Raw genomic sequence first — 20,649 nt, forward strand, 5'->3', positions numbered from 1 at the left:
GGATCGTGGCGCGGGGCGCGTCAGTAGCCCAGGCCCTTCTTGCTCTCGTAGACCTTCAGCGGATCGTCGGCCGCCGTGTAGAGCTTCGACTCGGTCTGGATCCACTTCGGCGGGACGGTGCCCTTGTCCTTGTAGGCCTTGAGCGCGTCGAAGGCGGGGCCGGCCATGTCGGGGGTCAATTCGACGGTGGCGTTGGCCTCGCCCGCCGCGATCGCCTTGAAGATGTCGGGCACCGCGTCGATCGAGACCGTCAGGATGTCCTTGCCGGGCTTCAGGCCCGCTTCCTTCATCGCCTGGATGGCGCCGACCATCATGTCGTCGTTGTGGGCGTAGACCGCGCAGATCGCGCGGCCGCCCTCGGCCTTGATGAAGCTCTCCATCACCTCCTTGCCCTTGGCACGGGTGAAGTCGCCGGTCTGGCTGCGCACCAGCTTGAGGTTGGCGTGGGATGCGAGGGCGGCGTCGAAGCCCTTCTTGCGGTTGGTGGCGACGCTGGCGCCGACCGTGCCCTGCAGCTCGACCACGTTGCAGGGTTTTTCGCCGACCGTCCTGGCCAGCCAGTTGCCGGCGACGCGGCCCTCCTCGACGCTGTCGGAGGTGACGGCGGTGAGGGTGAGGTCCTTGCCGGCCGGGTCGATGTCGCGGTCGAGCAGGATCACCGGGATCTTGGCGTCCCGGGCTTCCTTGAGCACCGCGTCCCAGCCGGTGGCGACCACGGGCGCAAGCAGGATCCCATCGACCCCCTGCGCCACGAAGGAGCGGATCGCCTTGATTTGGTTCTCCTGCTTCTGCTGCGCGTCGGCGATCTTGACGGTGATGCCGCGTTTCTTGGCCTCGGCCTTGGTCACCGTGGTCTCGGCGGCGCGCCAGCCGGATTCCGAGCCGATCTGCGAGAAGCCGACGGTCAGCGAGGCCGCCTGGGCCGCACCACCCCACGCGAGCATCGCGCCCACGAGCAAAGCCTTGATGGAAACCGATTCCCTCATGACACGTCCCCCCTGGATTGCGGCCGCCGCCTCTTCAGAGCGGTCGACCCGCATATGTATGACATATGGGCGCCGCGCTGAATAGCCGCAGAGAGGTATCGTGCCATCCCGATGCATCGGGATGTTTCAGATCGTCTGATTTGTCTGAGTTTCTGAGCCCGATCGCTGGGATCAGACCAGCAGCTTGTCGAGCGTAATCGGCATCTCGCGCACCCGCACGCCGGTGGCGTGCCAGATCGCGTTGGCGATGGCCCCGACCGTGCCGGTGATACCGATCTCGCCGACGCCCTTCACGCCCAGGTTGTTCACCACTGCGTCGTCCTCGTGGACCAAGATCGCCTCCATGGCGGGCACGTCGGCGTTCACCGGCACATGGTATTCGGCGAGGTTGTCGTTGAGGAAGCGGCCTGTGCGCGGGTCCATCTCGGCCCGCTCGTGCAGGGCGAAGGACAGGCCCCAGATCATCCCGCCGTAATACTGGCTCTGGACCAGCCGCGGGTTGATCACCCGGCCCGCCGCGAAGGCGCCGACGAGGCGGCTCACCCGAATCTGGCCGAGATCGGGATCGACCTTGACCTCGGCGAAGACCGCTCCGTGGGCGTGCATGGCGTAAGAGGCCTGCGCGGCCGGATCGGCCCCGGCCTTGCCCTGGCCCTCGATGCTGGCCCGGCCGGCCCGGGCGAGGATGTCGGTGACGGATTCGCCCCGGCTCGTGTCGTCGCGCCGGGTCAGGCGCCCGTCGGCGGCGGTCACGCCGGCATTGCCCGCGCCGTAGAGCGGCGAGGCGGGGTCGTTGGTGGCGAGATCCGCGAGTTGCCGGATCACGTCGGCCGCCGCCGCGTGGATCGCGCCGCCCGCCGTGGCGGTGTGGCCGGAGCCGCCCGCGATGCCGGCATTCGGCAGATCGGAAGACCCCATCCGGAAGGTGAGGGCGTCCATCCCGATCCCGAGCCCGTCGGCGGCGATCTGGGCGAGCGCCGTCCAGGACCCCTGGCCCATGTCGATCGCCCCGAGTTCCACCGTGCCGGTGCCGTCGGCGCGGATCTCGGCCCGGGCCATGCCTTCGAAGATCAGGGCCGGGAAGGTCGCGGTGCCCATGCCGGTGCCGACCAGGAACCCGTCCTTGTCGCGCGTCTGGCGGGGCTGGAGCGGGCGCCCGGCCCAGCCGAACGCCTCGGCGCCGCGGCGGTAGCATTCCCGCAGGGCCTTCGAGGAGAACGGCTTTCCGGTGATCGGCTCGACCTCGGCGTAGTTGGCCAGCCGGAACTCCAGCGGGTCCATGCCGAGTTCGTGCGCCATCTCGTCCAGCGCGCTCTCCAGGGCGACGCTGCCGGTGGCCTCGCCGGGCGCGCGCATGAACAGCGGCGTGCCGGTATCGAGGCGCACGGCTTCGTGCCGGATCGCGAGGGCCGGGCTCGCGTAGAGGGTGCTGGTCGCCCGGCCCGCCGGCTCGAAGAAGTCGTCGAAGCTCGACGAGGCGGTGAGGATGTGGTGGTCGAGCGCCGTAAGCTTGCCGGCCGCATCGGTGCCGAGGCGCAGGGTCTGCCGGGTCGGGCCGCGATGGCCCATCGGGCCGTACATCTGGGTCCGGGTCGGCACGAGCTTCACCGGCTTGCCCACGAGCTTCGCCGCCATGCAGGCCAGCACCTGCGGCCCGGCGGGCACGCCCTTCGAGCCGAAGCCGCCGCCGAGGTAGGGGCTCTCGATGTGGATGTCGTCGGGGGTGATGCCGAACAGCCCGGCGAGCCGGCCCTGCGACATGGCCAGCGCCTGGGTCGGCATCAGGAGCGTCAGCCGATTCCCCTCCCAGCTGGCCACGGCCGCGTGCGGCTCCATGGCGTTGTGATACTGGGCCGGGGTCTCGTAGGTGGCCGCGATCGTCTTGGACGCGGCGGCAAGCCCGGCCTCGACGTCGCCATCGGACTCGGCCGCGGGCGCACCGACGCCCACGGAGGGCGGAGTGAAGACCTCGCCGGCATCGAGCCCGATCCGCGGCGTCTCGGCCGCGTAGGTCGGGGCGAGCAGCCGGGCGCCCTCGGTCGCCGCCTCCAGGGTCTCGGCGATCACCACGGCGATCGGCTGGTTGGCGTAGCGGACCCGATCGTTCTGCAGGAGATCGAGGCGGAAGGTGAACGGGCCGTCCTTGGCGTCCGGGTCCTTGGCGAGCTTCGGCGCGTTCTCCGGCGTCATCACCGCGACGATTCCGGGATGCGCCGCGGCGGCCGCCACGTCGAGGCCGGTGACGCGGCCCTTCGCGATCCGGGCGACGCAGAGCGCGGCATGGAGCGTGCCGGGGGGCAGGTTGTCGGCGGAGAAGCGGGCCTGGCCCGTCACCTTCAGGGGGCCGTCGCGCCGGGTGAGCGGCTGGCCGATGCTGGAGCCGTGGCGGACACCGCCGGCGGGGAGGGTCGAAGGCGAGGCGGTCGCGGTCATGCGGGTCTCCTCAGACGATGCCGAACGGGGAGGCGGGGAGCGCCGGGATGCGGGCGGGCGTGCCCGTGGCGGCCTGGGTGAGGGCGCGGATCGCCACCCGGCGGGCGAGTTCGATCTTGAAGGCGTTGGCCTCGCCGGTGGGCTTGGCCCCGGCGAGCGCCGCGTCGGCGGCCTTGGCGTAGGCCTCGGGGGAGGGTGCCTGTCCGGCCAGCACGGCTTCGGCCTCCGCCACCCGCCAGGGCTTCAGCGCCAGCCCGCCGAGGGCCAGCCGGGCCTGGGCGATTCGGCCGCCGGCCTCCAGGGTGAGGGCGGCCGCCGCCGAGACCACCGCGAAGGCGTAGGAGGTGCGGTCGCGGACCTTGAGATAGCGGGCGTGGCCCCGGAAAAATGCCGCCTCGGGGGGCAGGCGCAGGGCGGTGATCAACTCGCCGGGCCGCAACTCGGTCTCCCGCTCCGGATGGTCGCCGGGCAGCAGGTGGAACGCGGTGAGGGGCACCTCGCGCGTGCCGTCCGGCCCGGAGATCTCCACCACCGCGTCGAGGGCGGCGAGCGGCACGCAGAAATCGGACGGGTGGGTGGCGATGCAGTGCTCGGTCCAGCCCTGGACCGCGTGGATGCGGGTGGCATGCCCGAGCGCCGCGCAGCCGGAGCCGGGGGCGCGCTTGTTGCAGGGCGAGACCGCATCGGTGAAGTATTGGCAGCGGGTGCGCTGCATCAGGTTGCCGCCGACGGTCGCGGCGTTGCGCAGCTGCGCCGAGGCGCCGGCCAGCAGGGCCTCAGCCACCATCGGGTAGGTTTTTTCGAACATCGGGTCGTAGGCGAGGTCGCTGTTGCGCACCAGCGCGCCGATCCGAGTGGCGCCGTCCGGCAGACGCTCGATCGACGACAGGCCGGGCAGGCGGGTGATGTCGACGATCCGCTCGGGGGTCGCGACGCCGCCCTTCATCAGGTCGACCAAGTTGGTGCCGGCGGCCAGGAAGGCGGTGCCCGGTACCTGCCCGGCCGCCACGGCCTCGGGCACGCTCGCGGGGCGGATGTAGTCGAAGGTTTTCACGCCGCGTCCTCCCGCTGCTCGGTCGTCCGGGCCGCCGCGTCCTGAACCGCATCGAGGATGCCGGCATAGGCACCGCAGCGGCAGAGATTGCCGCTCATGCCCTCGCGGATGCGCTCGGGATCGGTGCCGGCCTGGCCCTCGCGGATCAGTCCGACCGCGCTCATGATCTGGCCGGGGGTGCAGAAGCCGCACTGGAAGCCGTCATGGGCGATGAAGGCGGCCTGGACCGGGTGGAGCGTGTCGCCCTCGGCGAGCCCCTCGATGGTCAGGATCTCGGCTCCGTCGAGGCTCGCGGCGAGGGTCAGGCAGGCATTGATCCGCCGCCCGTCCACCAGCACCGTGCAGGCGCCGCACTGGCCGCGGTCGCAGCCCTTCTTGGCGCCGGTCAGGCCGAGGCGCTCGCGCAGGAGGTCGAGGAGGGTCACCCGCGGATCGTCGAGGGCGATCTCGCGCGGCTGCCCGTTCAGGGTGAGCCTGAGGGGAATGGTCATGGCGGTCCCGGCTTTGCGAAGGCTGGAACCGTTACAGATAGCTGGGCCGGACTCGGCGGCGAGACCTTCAGCAAACGACGATGTGCGCAAGCTCACGACCCGCGCAGGCTGCGCCACTCTGCAGGATTGACGGGCTGCCGAAAGCCGAGGACGGACTTCGTCGGCAGACTTGGTGCGCTCTTCCGGAGCCGGACGGGGTGACGAAGCCGGGCCATTCGGGTATCGGTTTGCGGGGGGATTTCCTCCACCGGGCCTGTAGCTCAATGGTTAGAGCCGACCGCTCATAACGGTCTGGTTGCAGGTTCGAGTCCTGCCGGGCCCACCAGCTTAGACCACGCGCCAGCCCGGTTTGCTCGTCCCGCAGGCTGGTCTTGGCCCGCAGTCTGGTCTTGGATCGGCCCGATGCCGCCGATCGCAACGATCGCCGCGCATCCAAGCATCCAGCAGAAGAACCTCCGCACCCACGATGCCGATGGCCCTATGACATCGATATCGTGCAGACGAGAAGGATCAGAACCTCGAACGCGATCCATCCGCCGAATACAACAATCAGCTCCCAATTCGCCGTCTTGCCGATTTTGGTCACAGCGTACACGGGCAACCTCCCCGCGGAGCTCCCAGCTCCGCAAGCAGTTTCAGTCAACGCGATGATATTACGCTTATAAGTATTCGATCATATTTTTGCCCAAATGGCAATCGTGGATTTCAACAGAGTCGGACAGACAACAGCACACGTCGTCAATGCCACCGCCGCGCAGGTAGATCCGGATTGCGGATACTGCAGCGCAGCGCGTCTGCCAGGCGGTGACCGATGCGGTCGGCTTTCCGCGGGGCAATCTAGGTCCGGCCGGCGGAGCGGCACCGGCTGCGGCGGATCCCGGCCTCACCCGTTGAACCCCCGCCCTCGCCCACGTGTTGGGCCGCAGCCGACATGACGGCAGCGACACGAGGACGGTCCATGAAGCATGGCGCGCGCAACGACATCCCCGCCACGGTGACGGCGATCAAGCGCGGGGGCGTGATGGCTCAGGTCGAGGTGGAACTCGTCGGCACCACCTACCGCATGGCCTCGGTGATGACCGTCGATTCGCTTGAGGAACTCGGCCTCAAGGAGGGCGACACCGTGCACGTGCTCGCGAAGGCGGTGAACGTGCTGCTCGTGAAGCCGTGACGGCGCGGGACCGGACCGGTCGCTCAAGCGTCATCGGGCGGGGTTAAGGGGGCTCTCCCCGCTGTTCCACCCCGACGCGATCATCCGATGGACTGGTTTGACCTGCCCGAGGACGCCCCCCTGTCGTCCGAGCCCGACGCGAGCCGCATGCGGCTGTACATCATCGCCGGGCTGCTCGGCGTCGGGGTGCTCGGCGGGGTGCTGCACCTCCTCCCGGCCTGACGGCGACAGGCCGTCAAGCTCTGCGCGGCCCGGCTCCGGCGCGGTGCAAGGCCGCAGCGGAGTCCGGGCGCAGGCCCCCGGTCAGGCGGCCCGGATCTCGCGCAGGAAGCCGTCCACCTCCTGTTTGACAGCCAGCGACTGCTTGGCCAGCTCGGTCGCCGCGTTCAGCACCTGCGCGGCCGCGCTGCCGGTCTCGCCGGCGGCTGCCAGCACCCGGGTCACGTTGGACGACACGTCCTGCGTCCCCCGCGCGGCCTGACTGGCATTGCGCGAGATCTCGCTGGTCGCCGCCGTCTGCTCCACCACCGTCGAGGCGATCGAGCCGCTGATCTCGCTCATGCTCGCGATCGTACGCGCGATCTGCTGCATCGCCTCCGCGGCCTGGGCGGTGGCCGCCTGGATCGCGGCGATCTGGCCGCCGATCTCGTCGGTCGCCTTCGCGGTCTGGCCGGCCAGTTCCTTCACCTCGGCGGCGACCACGGCGAAGCCCCGACCCGCCTCGCCGGCGCGCGCCGCCTCGATCGTGGCGTTGAGCGCGAGCAGGTTGGTCTGGCCGGCGATGCCGGAGATCGTCGTCACGGCCGCGCCGATCTGCTCGGCGGCCGCGCGCAGGCTCGCCATGGCGGCGTTGCTCGCCTCCGCTTCGTGGGCGGCAAAGCCCGCGACCTCGTTGGAACGCACCACCTGCCGCTCGACCTCCTGGAGCGAGGACACCATCTCCTCGGCGGCGGCCGCCACGGTCTGGACGTTGGTGGCCGTCTGCTCGGCGGCGGCGCTGGAGGCGACCGCCTGCGTGTTGGTGTCGTCGGCGACCCGGGTCATGGAGCGCGCCGTGGCGTCGAGTTCGGTGGCGCTCGCCGTGACGACGACGAGCGATTGGGCGACCCTCTGCTCAAAGGTGCGGACGAGCTGATCGACCCGCTCGACCCGGCGCAGCCGCGCCTCCTGCTCGGTGGCCTGCGCGGCCTCCAGCTCCGCCCGGGTGATGGCGTTCTGCCGGAACACCTCCACGGCCTCGGCCATGGCGCCCAGCTCCCCGGCCGCATCCTGCGAGGGCACCGCGACGGCGGTGTCGCCCGCCGCCAGCTGCGCCATCGCCTCGGTCATGCCGCCGACCGGCCGGACGATGCTGCGGGCGATGAGGAAGGCCAGCGCTCCGCCGATCACCAGGACCAGGACCGCCGAACCGATCTGAATCTGACGGGCTGCCGCCCCGTAGGCCGCCGTGGCGGCTTCACTGTCCTTGAGGGAGCGCTCGATGTCGGCGCGCAGGGCCTGGGCGGATTGATTGATCGTCACCGCAGGCGCCGCGATGCCCGACTCGTAGGCCGTGTTCGCCAGCTCCATCGCCGCGACATAAGCCCCGAACTTGTCGACGTAGCCGGCCAGTGCGGCGTTGACCGCCTCGATCGGGGCCGCCAGGGATTCGGTGCTGGGGGCCTCCACGAGGGTCTCCACGGCGCGCTGAGCCTTCGCGGCATTGGCGGCGAACGTGGCCGGCCCCTTCGGGTCGCCGGTCGCCAGGAAGCGCCAGTTGGCGACGCGAACCAGCAACACGGCGCTCTCGACATCCTGGGCGCGGCTGAGAATATCCCGATCGGCTCGGGCGCGCACCGCCTCCACCAAGGCGCTCGTCGCGTGGGTCAGCGCGTCGCCGCCCGTGAACAATGTGTCCTTGGCCGCGTTCAGGCCCGCACCGGCCGTCGCGAGGCGCTCCAGCGCCGGCCGCACGCTTCTCGCATCGTCGCGGGTCCTCGCGTAAAGCGCGCGCCGCTGGTCGGACTGGGTGACCGCACGGCGCGCCTCGGCGAGTTCCTCGATCGCCTGCCGCGCCTGCTCGATCCCGGCGATCCGCTCCGGCTTCGGCGCGAACCGCTAAAGGCCGGCCTCGCCGATCAGACGTTCGGCGAGGCCGGCGAGCTGGATGGCGCTCCGCACCCCCGATTCGAACTGGATTCGCTTATCGTATTGTTCGTTGATGAGCCCTTGCTGGTAAATCATATATGTATTTGCGCTGGCCACAAACGCCATAACTATACCAAAACCAGCATAAAGACGTGATCTTATACCAATATTCATCGTATAACCTGTAGTGATTCGCCGAATCGGGGCGCGGGGCGATCTTGCCATAGACTTTTAATCCACGCCTGCTCTCCGAAATCTCCATCGCGACACGATGAGACCGTGCCGGCCGATCCGCGACGCGGCGCGATCCATCCGACGGAGGCGCCCGGAGTGTCGTGGTCCCGGAGCGGTGCCGGCGGCGTGGCCCCGCGCGGATCAGTGGGGGGACACCGCAACACCCGCGCGCCCGAAGCGCGCGTAGAGCGCCGGCAGCAGCACCAGGGTCAGCAGCGTGGCGCTGATCAGGCCGCCGATCACCACGGTGGCGAGCGGGCGCTGCACCTCCGCGCCGGTACCGGTGGCCAGCGCCATCGGCACGAAGCCCAGGGAGGCGACCAGCGCGGTCATCGCCACGGGGCGCAGCCGGGTGAGGGCGCCCTCGCGGATCGCCGCCGGCAGCGGCCGTCCTTCGGTGACCAGCTGCTTGATGAAGGTCAGCATCACGAGGCCATTCAGCACCGCCACGCCCGAGAGCGCGATGAAGCCCACCGCCGCCGGCACCGAGAGCGGCATCCCCCGCAGCCACAGGGCCGCGATCCCACCGGTCAGCGCCAGGGGCACGGCGCTGAATACCAGGAGCGCGTCGCGCGCCCGGCCGAGCGCCGCGGTGAGCAGCAGGAAAATCAGCCCGAAGCAGACCGGCACCACCACGGCGAGGCGCGCCCGCGCCGAGGCGAGGTTTTCGAATTGTCCGCCCCAGGTGAGGGATGCACCCGCCGGCAGAGCCACCTGTTCGGCGACCTTCGCCTGCGCCTCCGCCACCAGAGAGCCGATGTCGCGCCCGCGGACATTGGCGGTGACGACGACGCGCCGCCGGCCGTTCTCGCGGCTGATCTGGTTCGGCCCCTCGCTCACCGAGAAGCGCGCCACCTGCCGCAGCAGCACGGAGGCGGCCCGGCCGTTCGGACCCGGAGGAAGCGGCACCGGCAGGTTCTCCAGGGCCTCCCGGTCCTCGCGCACCTGATCGGTCAGCCGCACCACGATCGGCACGCGCCGGTCGCCTTCGAACACGATGCCCGCGTCCCGCCCGCCCATGGCCGCGCCGATCACCTCCTGGATCGCCCCGGTGCTGAGGCCCAGCCGCGCCGCCTCCTCCCGGTCGATCGTGATCTCGAACACCGGCAGGCCGGCAATCTGCTCGACCTTCACGTCGTCGGCGCCCGGGATCCCGCGCAGGATCGCGGCGATCCGGTTGGCGGTCTCCAGCATCGGCGCGAAGGCCTCGCCGAACACCTTGACGGCGAGGTCGCCCCGGGTGCCGGCGAGCAGCTCGTTGAAGCGCAGCTGGATCGGCTGGGAGAACTCGTAGACGTTGCCGGCGAGGTCCCCCAAAGCCGCCTCGATCCGCTCCTGCAGTTCGGCCTTCGTGAGGCCCGGATCGGGCCAGTCCGCCTGAGGCTTGAGCATCACGAACGTGTCGGAGGAATTCGGCGGCATCGGGTCGGTGGCGACCTCGGCGGTGCCGGTCTTGGAGAACACCGTGGCGACCTGCGGAAATTTGGCGATGGCCCGCTCGACCTTGAGCTGCATCGCCTGCGACTGCGTCAGCGATGTCGAGGGGATCCGGGTGGCGTTGAGCGCGATGCTCTTCTCGTCGAGCAACGGGATGAACTCGGTGCCGAGCCGGGCGGCCAGCAGCCCGGCGCCGACGAGCAGCAGCAAAGCCGCCCCGACGAAGGTTGCGGGCGCCCGGATCGCCGCGGCCAGCACCGGCCGGTACAGCGCCTTCAGGCCCCGGAGGATCGGGCTCTCCGCCTCGGTGACCCGGCCGGTGAGCGCGATGGCGATCAGGGCCGGCACGAAGGTCAGCGACAGCACGAAGGCCGCCGCCAGCGCCAGGATGACGGTGAGCGCCATCGGCTGGAACATCTTGCCCTCGACCCCCGAGAAGGTCAGGAGCGGCACGTAGACCAGGATGATGATGGCCTGCCCATAGAGGGACGGCTTGATCATCTCCTCGGCGGAGTCCCGCACGGTCTCCAGGCGCTCCTCCACCGTGAGGGCACGCCCGATGGCGTGCTGCCGCTCGGCGAGATGGCGCAGCGCGTTCTCGGTGATGATCACCGCCCCGTCGACGATCAGCCCGAAATCGAGCGCCCCGAGGCTCATCAGGTTGGCCGAGATCTTTCCTTCGACCATGCCGGTCACGGTCATCAGCATGGCGACCGGGATGACCAAGGCCGCAATCAGCGCCGCCCGGATGTTGCCGAGCAGCAGGAACAGCACGACGATCACGAGGGCCGCGCCCTCCGCGAGGTTCTTTGCCACCGTGCGGATCGTGGCCTCGACGAGCTGCGTCCGGTCGAGCACAGTCTCGACCACGATGCCGGGGGGCAGGGCGCGCCGGATCTGGTCCAGGCGGGTGCCGACGGCGGCCGCCACCGTGCGGCTGTTCTCGCCGATCCGCATCAGGGCGGTGCCGATCACGGTCTCCTGCCCGTTCTCGCTGGCCGAGCCGGTGCGCAGGTCGCGCCCGATCCGCACCGTGGCGACATCGCGGATCCGCACCGGGACGCCGCCGCGGCTCGCCACCACCACGTCGGCGATCGCCTCCGGGCTTTCCAGGCGCCCGGCCGCGCGCACCACGTAGCTCTCGCCATTGTCCTCCAGGTAGCGGGCGCCCTGGTTGGCATTGTTGGCCTGGAGCGCCCGGGCGACGTCCGCGAAGGACAGGTCGAGAGCGGTGAGCTTCGTCGGGTCCGGCTGGACGTGGTACTGCTTCTCGAAGCCGCCGATCCCATCGACGCCGGCGACGCCCGGCACCGCCTTGATCTGCGGCCGGATGATCCAGTCCTCGACCGTGCGCAGGTAGGCGACCTGCTCCAGCTCCGTCTTGAGATCCTGGCCCTCCAGGGTCCGGTAGCTGCCGTCCGGCTGCCAGCCCGGCTTCCCCGCCGGCACGGTCGCGCGTGCGTCCGGCGGCGCGTAGCGGACCGACCACATGGTGACCTCCCCGAGGCCGGTGGAGATCGGCCCCATCCGCGGCTCGACCCCGGAGGGCAGATCCTCCCGCACCTGGGCGAGGCGCTCGGCGACCTGCTGGCGGGCGAAGTAGATGTCGAGGCTCTCGGCGAAGACCGCGGTGACCTGCGAGAAGCCGTTGCGCGAGAGCGAGCGGGTGTACTCGAGGCCCTTGATGCCGGCGAGCGCGGTCTCGACCGGGTAGGTGACCTGCCGCTCGACATCGACCGGCGAGAGCGAGGGCGCCAGGGTGTTGATCTGCACCTGGTTGTTGGTGATGTCGGGCACCGCGTCGATCGGCAGCTTCGACAGGGCGACGGCGCCGAAGCCCGATGCCAGCAGCACGAGGAGCAGCACCAGCCAGCGCTGGCGGACCGAGACGGCGAGGATGCGGCTGATCATGGCGCGGTCCTCAATGGTCGTGGTCGGCATCGGCCTTGCCGAGCTCGGCCTTCAGCAGGAAGGTGTTGCCGGTCGCGATCTCGGCACCGGGCTCGAGCCCGGCGGTGACCGCGTAGGCCTTGTCGTCGGAGGGCCCGAGTTCGACCGGCCGCATCTCAAAGCCGTCGGCGTTGCGCACGAACACCACGCTCTTGCCCTCGATCGTCTGGACGGCCGCCTTGGGGATCCGGACCGGGACCGTGTCCCGGGCGATCTCGACCTCGGCGGTGACGAAGGTGCCAGGCCGCCACGCGCCATCGGGGTTCGGCAGCGTCACCACCACCCGGGCCGAGCGGGTATCGGCGTTGAGGAAGGGGCTCACGAAGATCACGCGGCCCTCGGCTCGCTTCTCCGCCGCGCCGGCCCGGCCCGGGGTGACGGCGACGCGGGCGCCCTCCCGCACCTGAGCGAGATCGAGGGTGGGCACCGACAGCTCGATCCAGACCGTCGAGAGGTCCGCCACCGTGTAGAGGTCGGCCGGGTCGCCCTCCTTGCCGACCGCGGTGCCGACATCGACCTTGCGCTCGACGATCCGGCCGGCGAGCGGCGCCCGCAGGGGATAGCGGCGCAGGCTCGACTGGTTGGGCGTGGCCTCGTCGCGCTTCTGGGCGGCCGCCACCTCGGCGGCATCGAGGCCGAGCGCCGACAGCTTCTGGCGGGCGAGATCGACCCGCAGCCGGGTCTCCAGATAGGCGGCCCGGGCGGTCTCGAAGGCGGCCTCCGAGGCGCTGCGCGAGGCAAGCAGCTTCTGCTGGCGCTCGAAGTTGATCGTCTGCAATTCGGCCTGGACCTGGGCGGTCAGGAACTCGCTCTTGGCGTCGGCGACCTCCCGGCTGTCGAGGATCGCCACGACCTCGTTCGCCTGCACGGCGTCGCCGAGGCGCTTGCGCATCTCCGCCACGGTGCCGACCACCCGGGCGGGGACGCGGGCGATCCGGTCGGTGTCGGGGGTGATGGTACCAGGGACCAGAAGGTGGCGCGCCAGCGTGCCGCCGCCGACCCGCTGTGTCGCGATGTCCTGGCCGGTGATCTGGTCGGCCCGCATCCGAATCACGTCCTGCGCGTGATCGGCCGCGTGTTCCGCTCCGTGGGGATGGTCGTCGTGCGACGGGTCATCGTGCGGTTGGCTGTCGGCGCCGGCCCTCGGCCGGTCCGTTGCCACGGCGCGATCGCGGCCGTCCGGGCCGAGCCCGGTGCCGTCGAGGGCCTGCCGGAGGAGGGCGGGGAGGGCGGGCACGGCGGCGCCGAGGGCGATGCCGGCGGCCAGAAAGAGCGCACAGACAGCGGCGGACAGGAGAATGCGCATGGATCGGCCATAGAAGCGGCCGGGACGGCGGGATGCCGCGTGGCGGCCCCGGATGTCCCGTTCAGGTTTCGCGTGAGGGTGGGCCCGGGGCCGGTTCAGGCCTCCGGACGGGACGCGCGCCGGTGGGCGGCGTCAGCTCACGCGCGCGGGGGCCGCGGCAGCCGGTCGGGATCGACGGAGGGGCGGCCCTGGACGAGGCGAGCCCGCAGGGCCCGGCCCGGCACGGGCGGCGGCACCATCATGCCGCCCTCCAGGCGGGCCGCCAGATGACAGCCACAATGAACATGCGCGGCAAGGCCGGGATCGACGGCGGTGGACGAGGCCGGCGCGTCGAGGACAGCGCCCTCGCTCCGGGCATGCTGGCTGCCCGCATGGAAGGCGAGATCCGCCGCATGGCCGACGCCCAGCCCGGCGACCGACAGCGTCAGGACGAGCGCGAGCATGCGGACGGCGATCGCCCACCAGCCGCGCGCCCGCACGGAGCGCCTATGCCGAACCCCGAAGCCCATCGCGGGTCTTATGGTCGATGCGGGGTCAGGAACACAAGGAGCCGAAGTCACACGCGCGCCGATGGCCCCGATTCAGGCGGCCAGCCGGAGGACCCAGTCGTAGAAATCAGGCCAGTTCTCCGCGCGATCCGAAGCCGCGGCGGCCTCCGCCGGGGTCGGCGTCACGCTCCGGGCCGGGCCCCGGGTCCGGACATCCCGGGGCGCGTGGCCGAAGGCGGCGCGGAAGGCCTGGGCGAAATGCGCGGGGCTCTCGAAGCCCCAGCGATACGCCACCTCCGAGACGCGGGCGCCGCGCCCGTCGCTGGCGAGATCCTGATAGGCGCGGGCGAGCCGGCGCTGACGGATGTAGCCGGACACGCCCCCGAGCGGGACGAACAGGCGGTACAGGGCGCTGCGCGAGATCCCGAAGGATTGGCCGAGCGCCTCGGCGTTCAGGTCGGGGGAGGCCAGTTCGGCCTCGATGAACCGGCGCAGGGCGAGCAGGATCGGGGCGCCGTCCGGGGCGCGACCGGGCCGTTCCTCCGCGGGCAGGCTGGAGACTGCCGCGCCGAGGAGCATGGCCGTCGCCTGCGCGGCCGCCGCGGCCTCCCGATCCGAGAAGCCGGGGGCGTGCGCGTCGAGGGCCCGCAGATGATCGTTCAGCATCCGGCCGAACGGGGTCGCGCCGCGGACGATTCGGCCGTGGAGCGCGTCGAGCACGCCCTGATTCGCGCCGAAGAGCCCGCGCGGCAGCACCACCGTCAGGGCCTGATAGTCCGTGGACCGAGCGGAGAGGGGCCGCGACAGGTCGAGCAGGCAGATGTCGCCCGGATCGCAAGCCTGCTCGCTGCCCCCGGCCGCGACCTGGGACCGGCCGGCCAGGCGCACATGCGCCAGGACATGATCGATGCCCATGCGGGCCACGAGGGCGCGGTCGCGGGTGAACTGCAGGCCCGAGGCGCTGGCCCGGCAGAGGATCGCGTTCCCGAGATGCTGGACCTGCGAGCGCCCGCGGAACTCCGCCAGATCCTCCTTGCGGACCGCGAAGCTCCAGAACGGTGCGACGGCATCGCGCCAGGCCGTGGCCTGATGAAGACCTGGGCGTTCGTCTTGAAGTTGCAGTACTGAGTTCGGCCGCATCACCCGTACTATTCAGTTCCCCGCCGGAGTAGTCGCCCGGGCGATCCTCTTACAGGATATCGGGCTCCCAAGAAACGGCGCACCGGTGCCGACCTGATCGACCCTCGCTCGTCCCGGGGACGCGCCACTCTGGGCCGGTCAGCCGGATGACGGATTCCGCAGTGCCCGGCCGCGTTCAGGAGCGCGGGCCCGATACGAAACGTCCCGCGGGCCGGGCGGCCGCGGGACGGGACGGTGCACGATCGCGAGACCGGCGATGTCGCTTGTGGTTAACGCCGCGTCACTTTCCGCTCGGCGCCGCGCCGCTGCCCGTGACACCGTTGCCGGTGCTGTTGTCGCCCGCCGGGGCGCCGGCAGAGGAGGTGTTGCCGTTGGGCGTGCTTTGCGCGGCGGCCGTTCCGGCGGTGCCGGCGGCGAGGGCGAGGGCGAGCAGGGCGGATTGGATGGTGCGGCTGGTCATGACGCTCCCGAATTCCATGAGTCTTCGACGTGCCGGCGCGATGCCGGCCCGCGCCAGATAACCGCCGGCCCCGGAGCCTGTTCCGACGCGTCCCGATCCGGGGTGCCCCGACGGAATCCGCCCATCGCGCCCTGTTCGACCGGGAACAGCCGCGCGGCTTTCAAGCTTGTCCGACGTGGCACCGGGCCGGCGGCCCTCACGTCGCGGTCCTCGCGTCGCGGAAGGGGAGGCCTGATCATGACCAAGCTGTTCATCGCGCAGGTGCGCGACGCGGAAGGGGAGAAACCCCTGGTCACCGTCCGGGCGGAGGCCGAGGGGGAGGCGCGCCTGTTCCTGACGGCCGCCTATCCGGACGCGGAGATCGCCGCCATCGCGGAGCCCAGCGACTGGACGAGCGATGCCGATACCGGATCCCGGGCCGGCGACATCCGCGAGCATCCGGGCGTCGCGTGGCAGATGCCCTCCAGTCTGGCCGATTGACCGACCCGAAAGGCCCGGTTGCCGACAAGTGTCGCGGTTTCGTTCAGGGGTTCTCAGCGTGGAGCGCGGATCCTGCGGCATGACGTCCGGCGATCCGACACCACGGCTCTTGGCGGCCCTGGCCGCCCTGACCGGCACCTCGATCCTGATGTGCCGCACGGAGCCGTCCTGGGACGGGATCCTGATCGGCCTGCTGTGTCTCGGCCTCTGGGCCCTCGGAACCCTCGCGGTACGGCCCACGCGGCCCCCGAGGCCGGCGCGGCCGATGATGCTGGAGGCCGTCATCGTCGAGACGCCCCGGGCGCCGCTGGCGTTGCTGCCCGCTCCGCGCCCCGCCGTTCCGGTACCCGCCCCCCGCCTGCTCGATGTGCCGACGCAGCGGCCGCGGGCGGTCGCACGCCGGCGCCGGTAGCGCAGCCCCCCTCCCGATCCCTCGCGAGCTTCTGCCGCAGTATCGATGCGGGCCGCCCCGCGTTGCCGGAAGCCAACCGAGGAGACAGCATGGCGGACAAGGCTGACGTGACGACCTACACGGTGAAGCAGGCGCTGGCCGCCAAGGTCGCGGATCACATCGAGATCGCGATCGAGGCGCAGGACGGCACCAAGCTGAAGCTCAAGGCGACCGCCGACCAGCTGGATGCCCTGGTGGGCGATCTGGAGACCATCCTGGATGCCGACGACGCGGAGGGCGAGGCGGCCTGATCCCGTACCGGGCCGAAGCCGTTCGGCCGGCCTGACATGAACTAGCCCCCGAACCAGGAGCGGCCTCCGATCGTGGCACGATCGGAGGCCGCTGCCGTCGAGGCGTCCTGATTCCGTGTCCCCCGGGCCGGGGAGGGGCCGATCCAGGACGGAAGCCGCCGACCAGCCGATGCCCCGGGGCAGGCCGCGTCGGCGAAGGCGGGGCCGCTCCCATTCGGGCCTTTTCCTGGGCAATACACTTGCTGGTCAAGACACCGGATCGACGGTTCTTGGGCCGCCTATTTCTGGTATGGCTCAGTCTCGATGGATGGCCCCAGGGAGGCGTGCATGTTCGGCGATGTCTTCGCTGTCCGGGACGGCGAGTCCCCGGAAGCCGGGCTCACGGCGCCGGCCCGCAGGTCACGTTGACGCCGTCACCGGGCCGGAGAACGCCATGGCCGCGAACCCACCGCCGGTTCTCTATCGCCTGCAATGCGTCGTGCATCGGGAGAGCGCGAGCGGCATCATCATCCACGACGAGCAGAACCTCGCGCCCTCGGAGGACGCCGCCAAGACCGACGCGGCGGCCCGTTTCGCGCAGTTGCTCGCCGGCCGCTCGGGCTCGGCGGCCCTGAAGGATCCGGCCGGCCGGGTCGTCTGGTCCAGGCGGCAGAACACCCCCTCCGGGCCAGGGGCGCCCGAAACCGGGGCGTAGCGACGTCGACGAGAGCCGAGTTTCCGGCGCAGGCCGCCTCGCCTCAGCGCTGCGGTTCCAGGTCGATCACCCGACCGCCCAGATCGAAGATCTCCTCGTCGGACGGACACCCGTCCCCGAGTTCGATCTCCTCCCGGCGCCCGAACGAGACCGCCGACAGGACGCCGAGCGAGAGAGCGCCGGCCAACAGGGCAACCAGGATCGCAACCGTCATGACGAACTCCCGGGGTGCGGCGTGCGTCGGCATCAAGCACCGGCCGGATTAAGGCCCGGTTCCCGTGGCGATGCAAGCGTGATCCGATCCGCCCCGTCGCGGAGGGAATCAAAGCGCGCCCCGTCTCGGAGGCCGGGGAGCCTCACCGCCGCTCGGGCACCCCGTCCTGCTGGCGGTCGACCTCGTCGCGCACGCCGCGGCCGGCCATCAGGATCTCGGTCATGAAGGCGGCGATCGCCGCGACGATGCAGACCAGGGCCGCCCCGAAGCAGGCGAACAGGACCGACGCGGCGGCGCCGTCGCGCAGTGCCCCGACGAACAGGGTCAGCACGGCCAATCCGATCAGGCAGCCCCCGAGCGAGGCGAGGGCGACCGCCACGTCGAGCATGAAGGAGCGCCGCCGCAGGAAGGTCAGCCGGCGTGTCAGGCGCCGCGCCTCAGCATCCGTCCCCTGCGCCTGCTCCATCCTGGCGGCCTCCGCCGAGAGGGCGTCGACCTTGTCGGCGATCCGGCCGAGGCGGGTCGAGAACACGTTGAGCAGCGTCGCGAGTGCCGAGAGCAGGAAGGCGGGCGCGAGCGCGACCTGGATGATGTGCGCGATGCTGTCGGGCTCGGTGGAGCTGAGCGAGAATCCGAACATCCGATGCTACGCCCGCACGCGGATCGCGCCCGGGTCGCACCCGGGGCCGGCTCGGAGGGGGAATCGCGACGGCACCATGCCGGCAGGGTCACCACAGGATGCCCCGCCGGTGCAAGCCAATCGACGCGCCGGCTCAGCCCGCCGCGCGCTGCAGCGTCCCCGGATGCGGCTCCTGATCTCCGGCCGGCCTTTCCGCACCGGTCATGCGGCGCTCGACGGCCGCCAGCGTGTCGAGCAGGCGTTTCCGGAGCCGGGCCGCGCCATCCGCCTCCAGCGCGTCGACGTCGACGTAGAAGTCGATGCCCCGCGCGTGCTCGGAGAACACCGTATCCTGGGCCTCGCCCCGATCCCCGGCAGTCAGATCGTCCGCGACGGCGTAGGGGACGACGTCGCGGCTGATGCCCTTCATGCGGATCGGCTCCTGCGGGCTCGCCCGGACGCCATCGCTGACCAGGGCGTAGGTCTCGTAGCTCAGGGTGATGCCGCCCGGTGCCGCGGCGGCCTGCAGCCGGGCCGCGAGGTTCGCCTCGGCGCCGATGATCGTGTAGTCCATCCGCTCGTCCGAGCCGAAATTGCCGACGTTGCAATAGCCGGTGTTGATGCCCATCCGGGCCTGGAACGGGCGCTCGATGCCGGCGCGGCGCCAGCGGACGCTCAGTTGGCCGAGGCGCTGCTGCATCTCGATGGCCATCCGGACGCAGGCCTGCGCGTCCTCGCGCACGCCCCTCGTCTCGGGATCGCCGAAGAAGACCAGCATCGCGTCGCCGATGTACTTGTCGACCGTGCCGCCATGCTTCAGCGCGATGGCGGTCATCTCGGTGAAGTACTCGTTCAGCAGCGCGGTCAGCTCCTCGGGCTGGAGCCGCTCGGTGGTGGCGGTGAAATCCTTGATGTCCGAGAAGAAGATCGTCAGCTTCTTGCGCTCGGTCGTCACCGACACGTCGCGCTCGCCGCTGAAGATGCTCTTGTAGACCTGAGGCGAGATGTATTTCGCGATCTGCACCGAGACCGCGGCCAGGAAGCCGTTCGACTCCGTCAATTCGCGGTTCATCCGGTCGATCAGGTGAGACTGGCGCGCCTGCAGGAGCAGGATCGTGCTGCCGGCGAGCGCCGCCAGGATGAAGTAGCCCAGCAGATACTTGAAGGCGAGGACGTTGGCGGCGATCGACTGATGCAGGACGATCTCCTGGATGCCGCGCACGTCGCCGACCTTCCAGTCGGTCTTCGGGCTTAGGGGATGCGCGTTGTGGCAGCGCACGCAGGCGGATTCCATCCGGATCGGGGCGGCGATCCGGACCTGCCGGTCGAAGATCGAGCCGGTGATCTCGCTGGCGGTGCCCGATTGCGGGTGGGCGCGCAGCTCCGCCAGGGCGCCGGTCTCGAAGGCATCGAGCTCGTGTGGTTTGCGATCCTTGAACGGCAGGTCGGAGATGAAGCGGTACTTCACCGCCCCATCCGCGCCGCTGATCCGCTCGCCGAGTTCCAGGGAGAGCGTCGCGGGAATCGGGATGGCGTTCGGCACGCCCTTGTAGTCGTGCGTCGTGATCACCCGGCCCGTGGCGCCGTTGACCGCCTGAACGACGTCGCTGGCGTAGAAGCTGCGCATCTGATCGATGATCCGGGCCGTCTCCACCGCCTGCGCCTGGAGCATCTGCTCGGACAGGCCGCGCAGGTCGAGCCAGACCGCCACCGGCAGGCCGGCGAGGCCGAGGAGGATGGCCGTGACGAGGAGCGGCGCCATGATCCGCTGCTGCCGCGCGGTCCGCTCGCTCACGCTGGACATCAGCCGCTTCTCCACAAGCCGGTCCGCCGACGGACCGCGATCCGCACCCGGCGGCAGATCGCATGAGGCGCGACCTTTCAGCCAGAAACTCATGAGATCGCAGCGACATTACGATGCGGAATACAAGCTTGCCAAGTGCAGATCGGTCAATCCGCAGATTTCGGCCCTCGGCGTCCGGCGGCGATCACTGAACATATTACGGCGGCGCTGCCCAGGCCCGCCCCCAGGCGCCGCGATGATCTGGCGACGGGCGGTGACGACCGGCCGGAGCGCGGCGGGAGACCGGTGGAGATTGTGTCCAGCCGATACCGACGCGCCGCGGGGGCGGATCGTTAATTAATGTTAACCGCGCGCTGCCCCGGCGGCAGCCTTGCGAGCCGGCGCCCGGTAGGCTCTAACGGATCGCGAAGCTTCCCGGTTGGTCCTGGGAACATTCACGATCGCACTCAACCCCCGTCCGCCCTCGCGCGGCGGGGCTTTTTGTTCGCGCATCGGTCTCAACGGCGAGCCTCCGCGCGTCAGGACGAAACGATGCGCACGCAATGATTTAGGGCGTCGGCCCGGCGCCGGCCGCCCGACGGATACGCTGGCGGAAGCCCCCCCCCCCCCCCCCACCGCGGGCTCCCCCCCCCCCCCCCCACCCTCCTCCGGGCGGTGCCCCCGGCCACCTCCTTGTTTGTCCCCTCCCACCACCCAACCCCCCGCTTTGTCCCGTTCTCTCACCCTCGGGGCCCACACGCTCTTTTGTCGTTCGGTCCTATTCTCGACCACACTACTCATTCCCTCATTCCCACCTCTCAGACCCGTAATCCGTGTGCCGTGTTAAAAAATATAACGTTGTATACAAAGCTACATACTA

20 protein-coding genes and 1 tRNA gene are annotated in these 20,649 nt (G+C 70.6%); 8 read left to right on the forward strand and 13 right to left on the reverse strand.

Annotated elements, in window-relative coordinates; all coding sequences use genetic code 11:
- Nucleotides 1–20 precede the first annotated feature (20 nt).
- The 4 genes from ytfQ to MKK84_RS22735 all read right to left on the reverse strand — a co-directional run bounded on the left by ytfQ (nucleotide 21) and on the right by MKK84_RS22735 (nucleotide 4,964).
- Entirely contained in the window at nucleotides 21–944 is a 924-nt protein-coding gene (gene ytfQ / locus MKK84_RS22720; RefSeq protein WP_243923990.1) for a galactofuranose ABC transporter, galactofuranose-binding protein YtfQ, read from the reverse strand.
- Nucleotides 945–1,157: 213 nt separating this feature from the next.
- The gene (locus MKK84_RS22725; protein WP_243923956.1) at nucleotides 1,158–3,419 is read right to left on the reverse strand and encodes a xanthine dehydrogenase family protein molybdopterin-binding subunit; all 2,262 of its coding nucleotides are present in this window, start codon (nucleotides 3,417–3,419) and stop codon (nucleotides 1,158–1,160) included.
- 10 nt (nucleotides 3,420–3,429) lie between these two features.
- Nucleotides 3,430–4,473, reverse strand: coding sequence for an FAD binding domain-containing protein (locus MKK84_RS22730; RefSeq protein WP_243923958.1), 1,044 nt, complete (start codon nucleotides 4,471–4,473; stop codon nucleotides 3,430–3,432).
- Complete coding sequence (locus tag MKK84_RS22735; RefSeq protein WP_243923962.1) at nucleotides 4,470–4,964, reverse strand: (2Fe-2S)-binding protein; 495 nt, start codon at nucleotides 4,962–4,964, stop codon at nucleotides 4,470–4,472. The genes MKK84_RS22730 and MKK84_RS22735 overlap by 4 nt, the downstream gene beginning before the upstream one ends.
- Before the next feature lie 249 nt (nucleotides 4,965–5,213).
- Here MKK84_RS22735 and MKK84_RS22740 point away from each other — a divergent pair.
- The 3 genes from MKK84_RS22740 (at nucleotide 5,214) to MKK84_RS35540 (ending at nucleotide 6,357) form a co-directional block, all read left to right on the forward strand.
- Nucleotides 5,214–5,289, forward strand: a tRNA-Ile gene (locus MKK84_RS22740).
- A 633-nt stretch (nucleotides 5,290–5,922) separates the two neighbouring features.
- The gene (locus MKK84_RS22745) at nucleotides 5,923–6,135 is read left to right on the forward strand and encodes a molybdopterin-binding protein (RefSeq protein WP_160532927.1); all 213 of its coding nucleotides are present in this window, start codon (nucleotides 5,923–5,925) and stop codon (nucleotides 6,133–6,135) included.
- Between the two features lie 87 nt (nucleotides 6,136–6,222).
- Nucleotides 6,223–6,357: a hypothetical protein gene (locus MKK84_RS35540; RefSeq protein ID WP_267356835.1), complete on the forward strand. Its 135-nt coding sequence runs from the start codon at nucleotides 6,223–6,225 to the stop codon at nucleotides 6,355–6,357.
- An 81-nt stretch (nucleotides 6,358–6,438) separates the two neighbouring features.
- On the opposite strand, the gene MKK84_RS22750 is transcribed toward MKK84_RS35540, so the two are convergent.
- On the reverse strand, nucleotides 6,439–8,025 hold the full coding sequence (locus MKK84_RS22750) for a HAMP domain-containing methyl-accepting chemotaxis protein (protein ID WP_313899363.1): 1,587 nt from the start codon (nucleotides 8,023–8,025) through the stop codon (nucleotides 6,439–6,441).
- On the opposite strand from MKK84_RS22750, the gene MKK84_RS35730 reads away from it, so the two are divergent.
- Nucleotides 7,996–8,418 (forward strand): hypothetical protein, encoded by a 423-nt coding sequence (locus tag MKK84_RS35730; protein WP_313899364.1) that lies wholly within the window; start codon nucleotides 7,996–7,998, stop codon nucleotides 8,416–8,418. The two genes, MKK84_RS22750 and MKK84_RS35730, sit on opposite strands and share 30 nt — an antisense overlap.
- Nucleotides 8,419–8,637: 219 nt before the next feature.
- Here MKK84_RS35730 and MKK84_RS22755 read toward each other — a convergent pair whose 3' ends face one another.
- The 5 genes from MKK84_RS22755 to MKK84_RS22775 form a co-directional block, all read right to left on the reverse strand.
- A complete protein-coding gene (locus MKK84_RS22755) occupies nucleotides 8,638–11,844 on the reverse strand; it encodes an efflux RND transporter permease subunit (RefSeq protein ID WP_243923964.1) in 3,207 nt (1,068 codons plus the stop codon).
- 10 nt (nucleotides 11,845–11,854) lie between these two features.
- Nucleotides 11,855–13,189 (reverse strand): efflux RND transporter periplasmic adaptor subunit, encoded by a 1,335-nt coding sequence (locus tag MKK84_RS22760; RefSeq protein ID WP_243923967.1) that lies wholly within the window; start codon nucleotides 13,187–13,189, stop codon nucleotides 11,855–11,857.
- 137 nt (nucleotides 13,190–13,326) lie between these two features.
- Nucleotides 13,327–13,632 (reverse strand): hypothetical protein, encoded by a 306-nt coding sequence (locus MKK84_RS22765; RefSeq protein ID WP_243923969.1) that lies wholly within the window; start codon nucleotides 13,630–13,632, stop codon nucleotides 13,327–13,329.
- A gap of 138 nt (nucleotides 13,633–13,770) precedes the next feature.
- Nucleotides 13,771–14,817 carry a helix-turn-helix domain-containing protein gene (locus MKK84_RS22770; RefSeq protein ID WP_243923971.1) on the reverse strand — a complete coding sequence of 349 codons (1,047 nt, stop codon included), beginning with the start codon at nucleotides 14,815–14,817 and terminating at the stop codon, nucleotides 13,771–13,773.
- Between the two features lie 280 nt (nucleotides 14,818–15,097).
- Nucleotides 15,098–15,277, reverse strand: a complete 180-nt coding sequence (locus tag MKK84_RS22775) for a hypothetical protein (protein WP_243923973.1) — start codon at nucleotides 15,275–15,277, stop codon at nucleotides 15,098–15,100.
- A gap of 237 nt (nucleotides 15,278–15,514) precedes the next feature.
- Here MKK84_RS22775 and MKK84_RS22780 point away from each other — a divergent pair, with 237 nt between their 5' ends.
- From MKK84_RS22780 to MKK84_RS22795, 4 genes are all read left to right on the forward strand, one after another.
- Nucleotides 15,515–15,757, forward strand: a complete 243-nt coding sequence (locus tag MKK84_RS22780; protein WP_243923975.1) for a hypothetical protein — start codon at nucleotides 15,515–15,517, stop codon at nucleotides 15,755–15,757.
- 79 nt (nucleotides 15,758–15,836) lie between these two features.
- Nucleotides 15,837–16,169, forward strand: a complete 333-nt coding sequence (locus MKK84_RS22785) for an energy transducer TonB (protein ID WP_243923977.1) — start codon at nucleotides 15,837–15,839, stop codon at nucleotides 16,167–16,169.
- An 89-nt stretch (nucleotides 16,170–16,258) separates the two neighbouring features.
- Nucleotides 16,259–16,459 carry a hypothetical protein gene (locus tag MKK84_RS22790; protein ID WP_243923978.1) on the forward strand — a complete coding sequence of 67 codons (201 nt, stop codon included), beginning with the start codon at nucleotides 16,259–16,261 and terminating at the stop codon, nucleotides 16,457–16,459.
- Between the two features lie 433 nt (nucleotides 16,460–16,892).
- Nucleotides 16,893–17,153 (forward strand): hypothetical protein, encoded by a 261-nt coding sequence (locus MKK84_RS22795; RefSeq protein WP_243923980.1) that lies wholly within the window; start codon nucleotides 16,893–16,895, stop codon nucleotides 17,151–17,153.
- A 43-nt stretch (nucleotides 17,154–17,196) separates the two neighbouring features.
- On the opposite strand, the gene MKK84_RS22800 is transcribed toward MKK84_RS22795, so the two are convergent.
- From MKK84_RS22800 to MKK84_RS22810, 3 genes are all read right to left on the reverse strand, one after another.
- Nucleotides 17,197–17,367 (reverse strand): hypothetical protein, encoded by a 171-nt coding sequence (locus MKK84_RS22800; protein ID WP_243923982.1) that lies wholly within the window; start codon nucleotides 17,365–17,367, stop codon nucleotides 17,197–17,199.
- Nucleotides 17,368–17,509: 142 nt separating this feature from the next.
- Entirely contained in the window at nucleotides 17,510–18,007 is a 498-nt protein-coding gene (locus MKK84_RS22805; RefSeq protein WP_243923984.1) for a DUF2721 domain-containing protein, read from the reverse strand.
- Nucleotides 18,008–18,140: 133 nt separating this feature from the next.
- The gene (locus tag MKK84_RS22810) at nucleotides 18,141–19,790 is read right to left on the reverse strand and encodes an adenylate/guanylate cyclase domain-containing protein (protein WP_243923986.1); all 1,650 of its coding nucleotides are present in this window, start codon (nucleotides 19,788–19,790) and stop codon (nucleotides 18,141–18,143) included.
- Nucleotides 19,791–20,649: the final 859 nt, after the last annotated feature.

Origin of the sequence: Methylobacterium sp. E-065 (assembly GCF_022829605.1) — a bacterium.
In the GTDB taxonomy this organism is placed as follows: Bacteria; Pseudomonadota; Alphaproteobacteria; order Rhizobiales; family Beijerinckiaceae; genus Methylobacterium.

What these genes read in the sequence shown, in the direction of transcription:
- ytfQ (WP_243923990.1), bottom strand. Translation starts at nt 944, where the DNA reads ATGCTCGCGTGGGGTGGTGCGGCCCAGGCGGCCTCGCTGACCGTCGGC.
- MKK84_RS22725 (WP_243923956.1), bottom strand. Translation starts at nt 3,419, where the DNA reads ATGACCGCGACCGCCTCGCCTTCGACCCTCCCCGCCGGCGGTGTCCGC.
- MKK84_RS22735 (WP_243923962.1), bottom strand. Translation starts at nt 4,964, where the DNA reads ATGACCATTCCCCTCAGGCTCACCCTGAACGGGCAGCCGCGCGAGATC.
- MKK84_RS22745 (WP_160532927.1), top strand. Translation starts at nt 5,923, where the DNA reads ATGAAGCATGGCGCGCGCAACGACATCCCCGCCACGGTGACGGCGATC.
- MKK84_RS35540 (WP_267356835.1), top strand. Translation starts at nt 6,223, where the DNA reads ATGGACTGGTTTGACCTGCCCGAGGACGCCCCCCTGTCGTCCGAGCCC.
- MKK84_RS22755 (WP_243923964.1), bottom strand. Translation starts at nt 11,844, where the DNA reads ATGATCAGCCGCATCCTCGCCGTCTCGGTCCGCCAGCGCTGGCTGGTG.
- MKK84_RS22760 (WP_243923967.1), bottom strand. Translation starts at nt 13,189, where the DNA reads ATGCGCATTCTCCTGTCCGCCGCTGTCTGTGCGCTCTTTCTGGCCGCC.
- MKK84_RS22765 (WP_243923969.1), bottom strand. Translation starts at nt 13,632, where the DNA reads ATGCTCGCGCTCGTCCTGACGCTGTCGGTCGCCGGGCTGGGCGTCGGC.
- MKK84_RS22770 (WP_243923971.1), bottom strand. Translation starts at nt 14,817, where the DNA reads ATGCGGCCGAACTCAGTACTGCAACTTCAAGACGAACGCCCAGGTCTT.
- MKK84_RS22775 (WP_243923973.1), bottom strand. Translation starts at nt 15,277, where the DNA reads ATGACCAGCCGCACCATCCAATCCGCCCTGCTCGCCCTCGCCCTCGCC.
- MKK84_RS22780 (WP_243923975.1), top strand. Translation starts at nt 15,515, where the DNA reads ATGACCAAGCTGTTCATCGCGCAGGTGCGCGACGCGGAAGGGGAGAAA.
- MKK84_RS22785 (WP_243923977.1), top strand. Translation starts at nt 15,837, where the DNA reads ATGACGTCCGGCGATCCGACACCACGGCTCTTGGCGGCCCTGGCCGCC.
- MKK84_RS22790 (WP_243923978.1), top strand. Translation starts at nt 16,259, where the DNA reads ATGGCGGACAAGGCTGACGTGACGACCTACACGGTGAAGCAGGCGCTG.
- MKK84_RS22795 (WP_243923980.1), top strand. Translation starts at nt 16,893, where the DNA reads ATGGCCGCGAACCCACCGCCGGTTCTCTATCGCCTGCAATGCGTCGTG.
- MKK84_RS22800 (WP_243923982.1), bottom strand. Translation starts at nt 17,367, where the DNA reads ATGACGGTTGCGATCCTGGTTGCCCTGTTGGCCGGCGCTCTCTCGCTC.
- MKK84_RS22805 (WP_243923984.1), bottom strand. Translation starts at nt 18,007, where the DNA reads ATGTTCGGATTCTCGCTCAGCTCCACCGAGCCCGACAGCATCGCGCAC.
- MKK84_RS22810 (WP_243923986.1), bottom strand. Translation starts at nt 19,790, where the DNA reads ATGTCCAGCGTGAGCGAGCGGACCGCGCGGCAGCAGCGGATCATGGCG.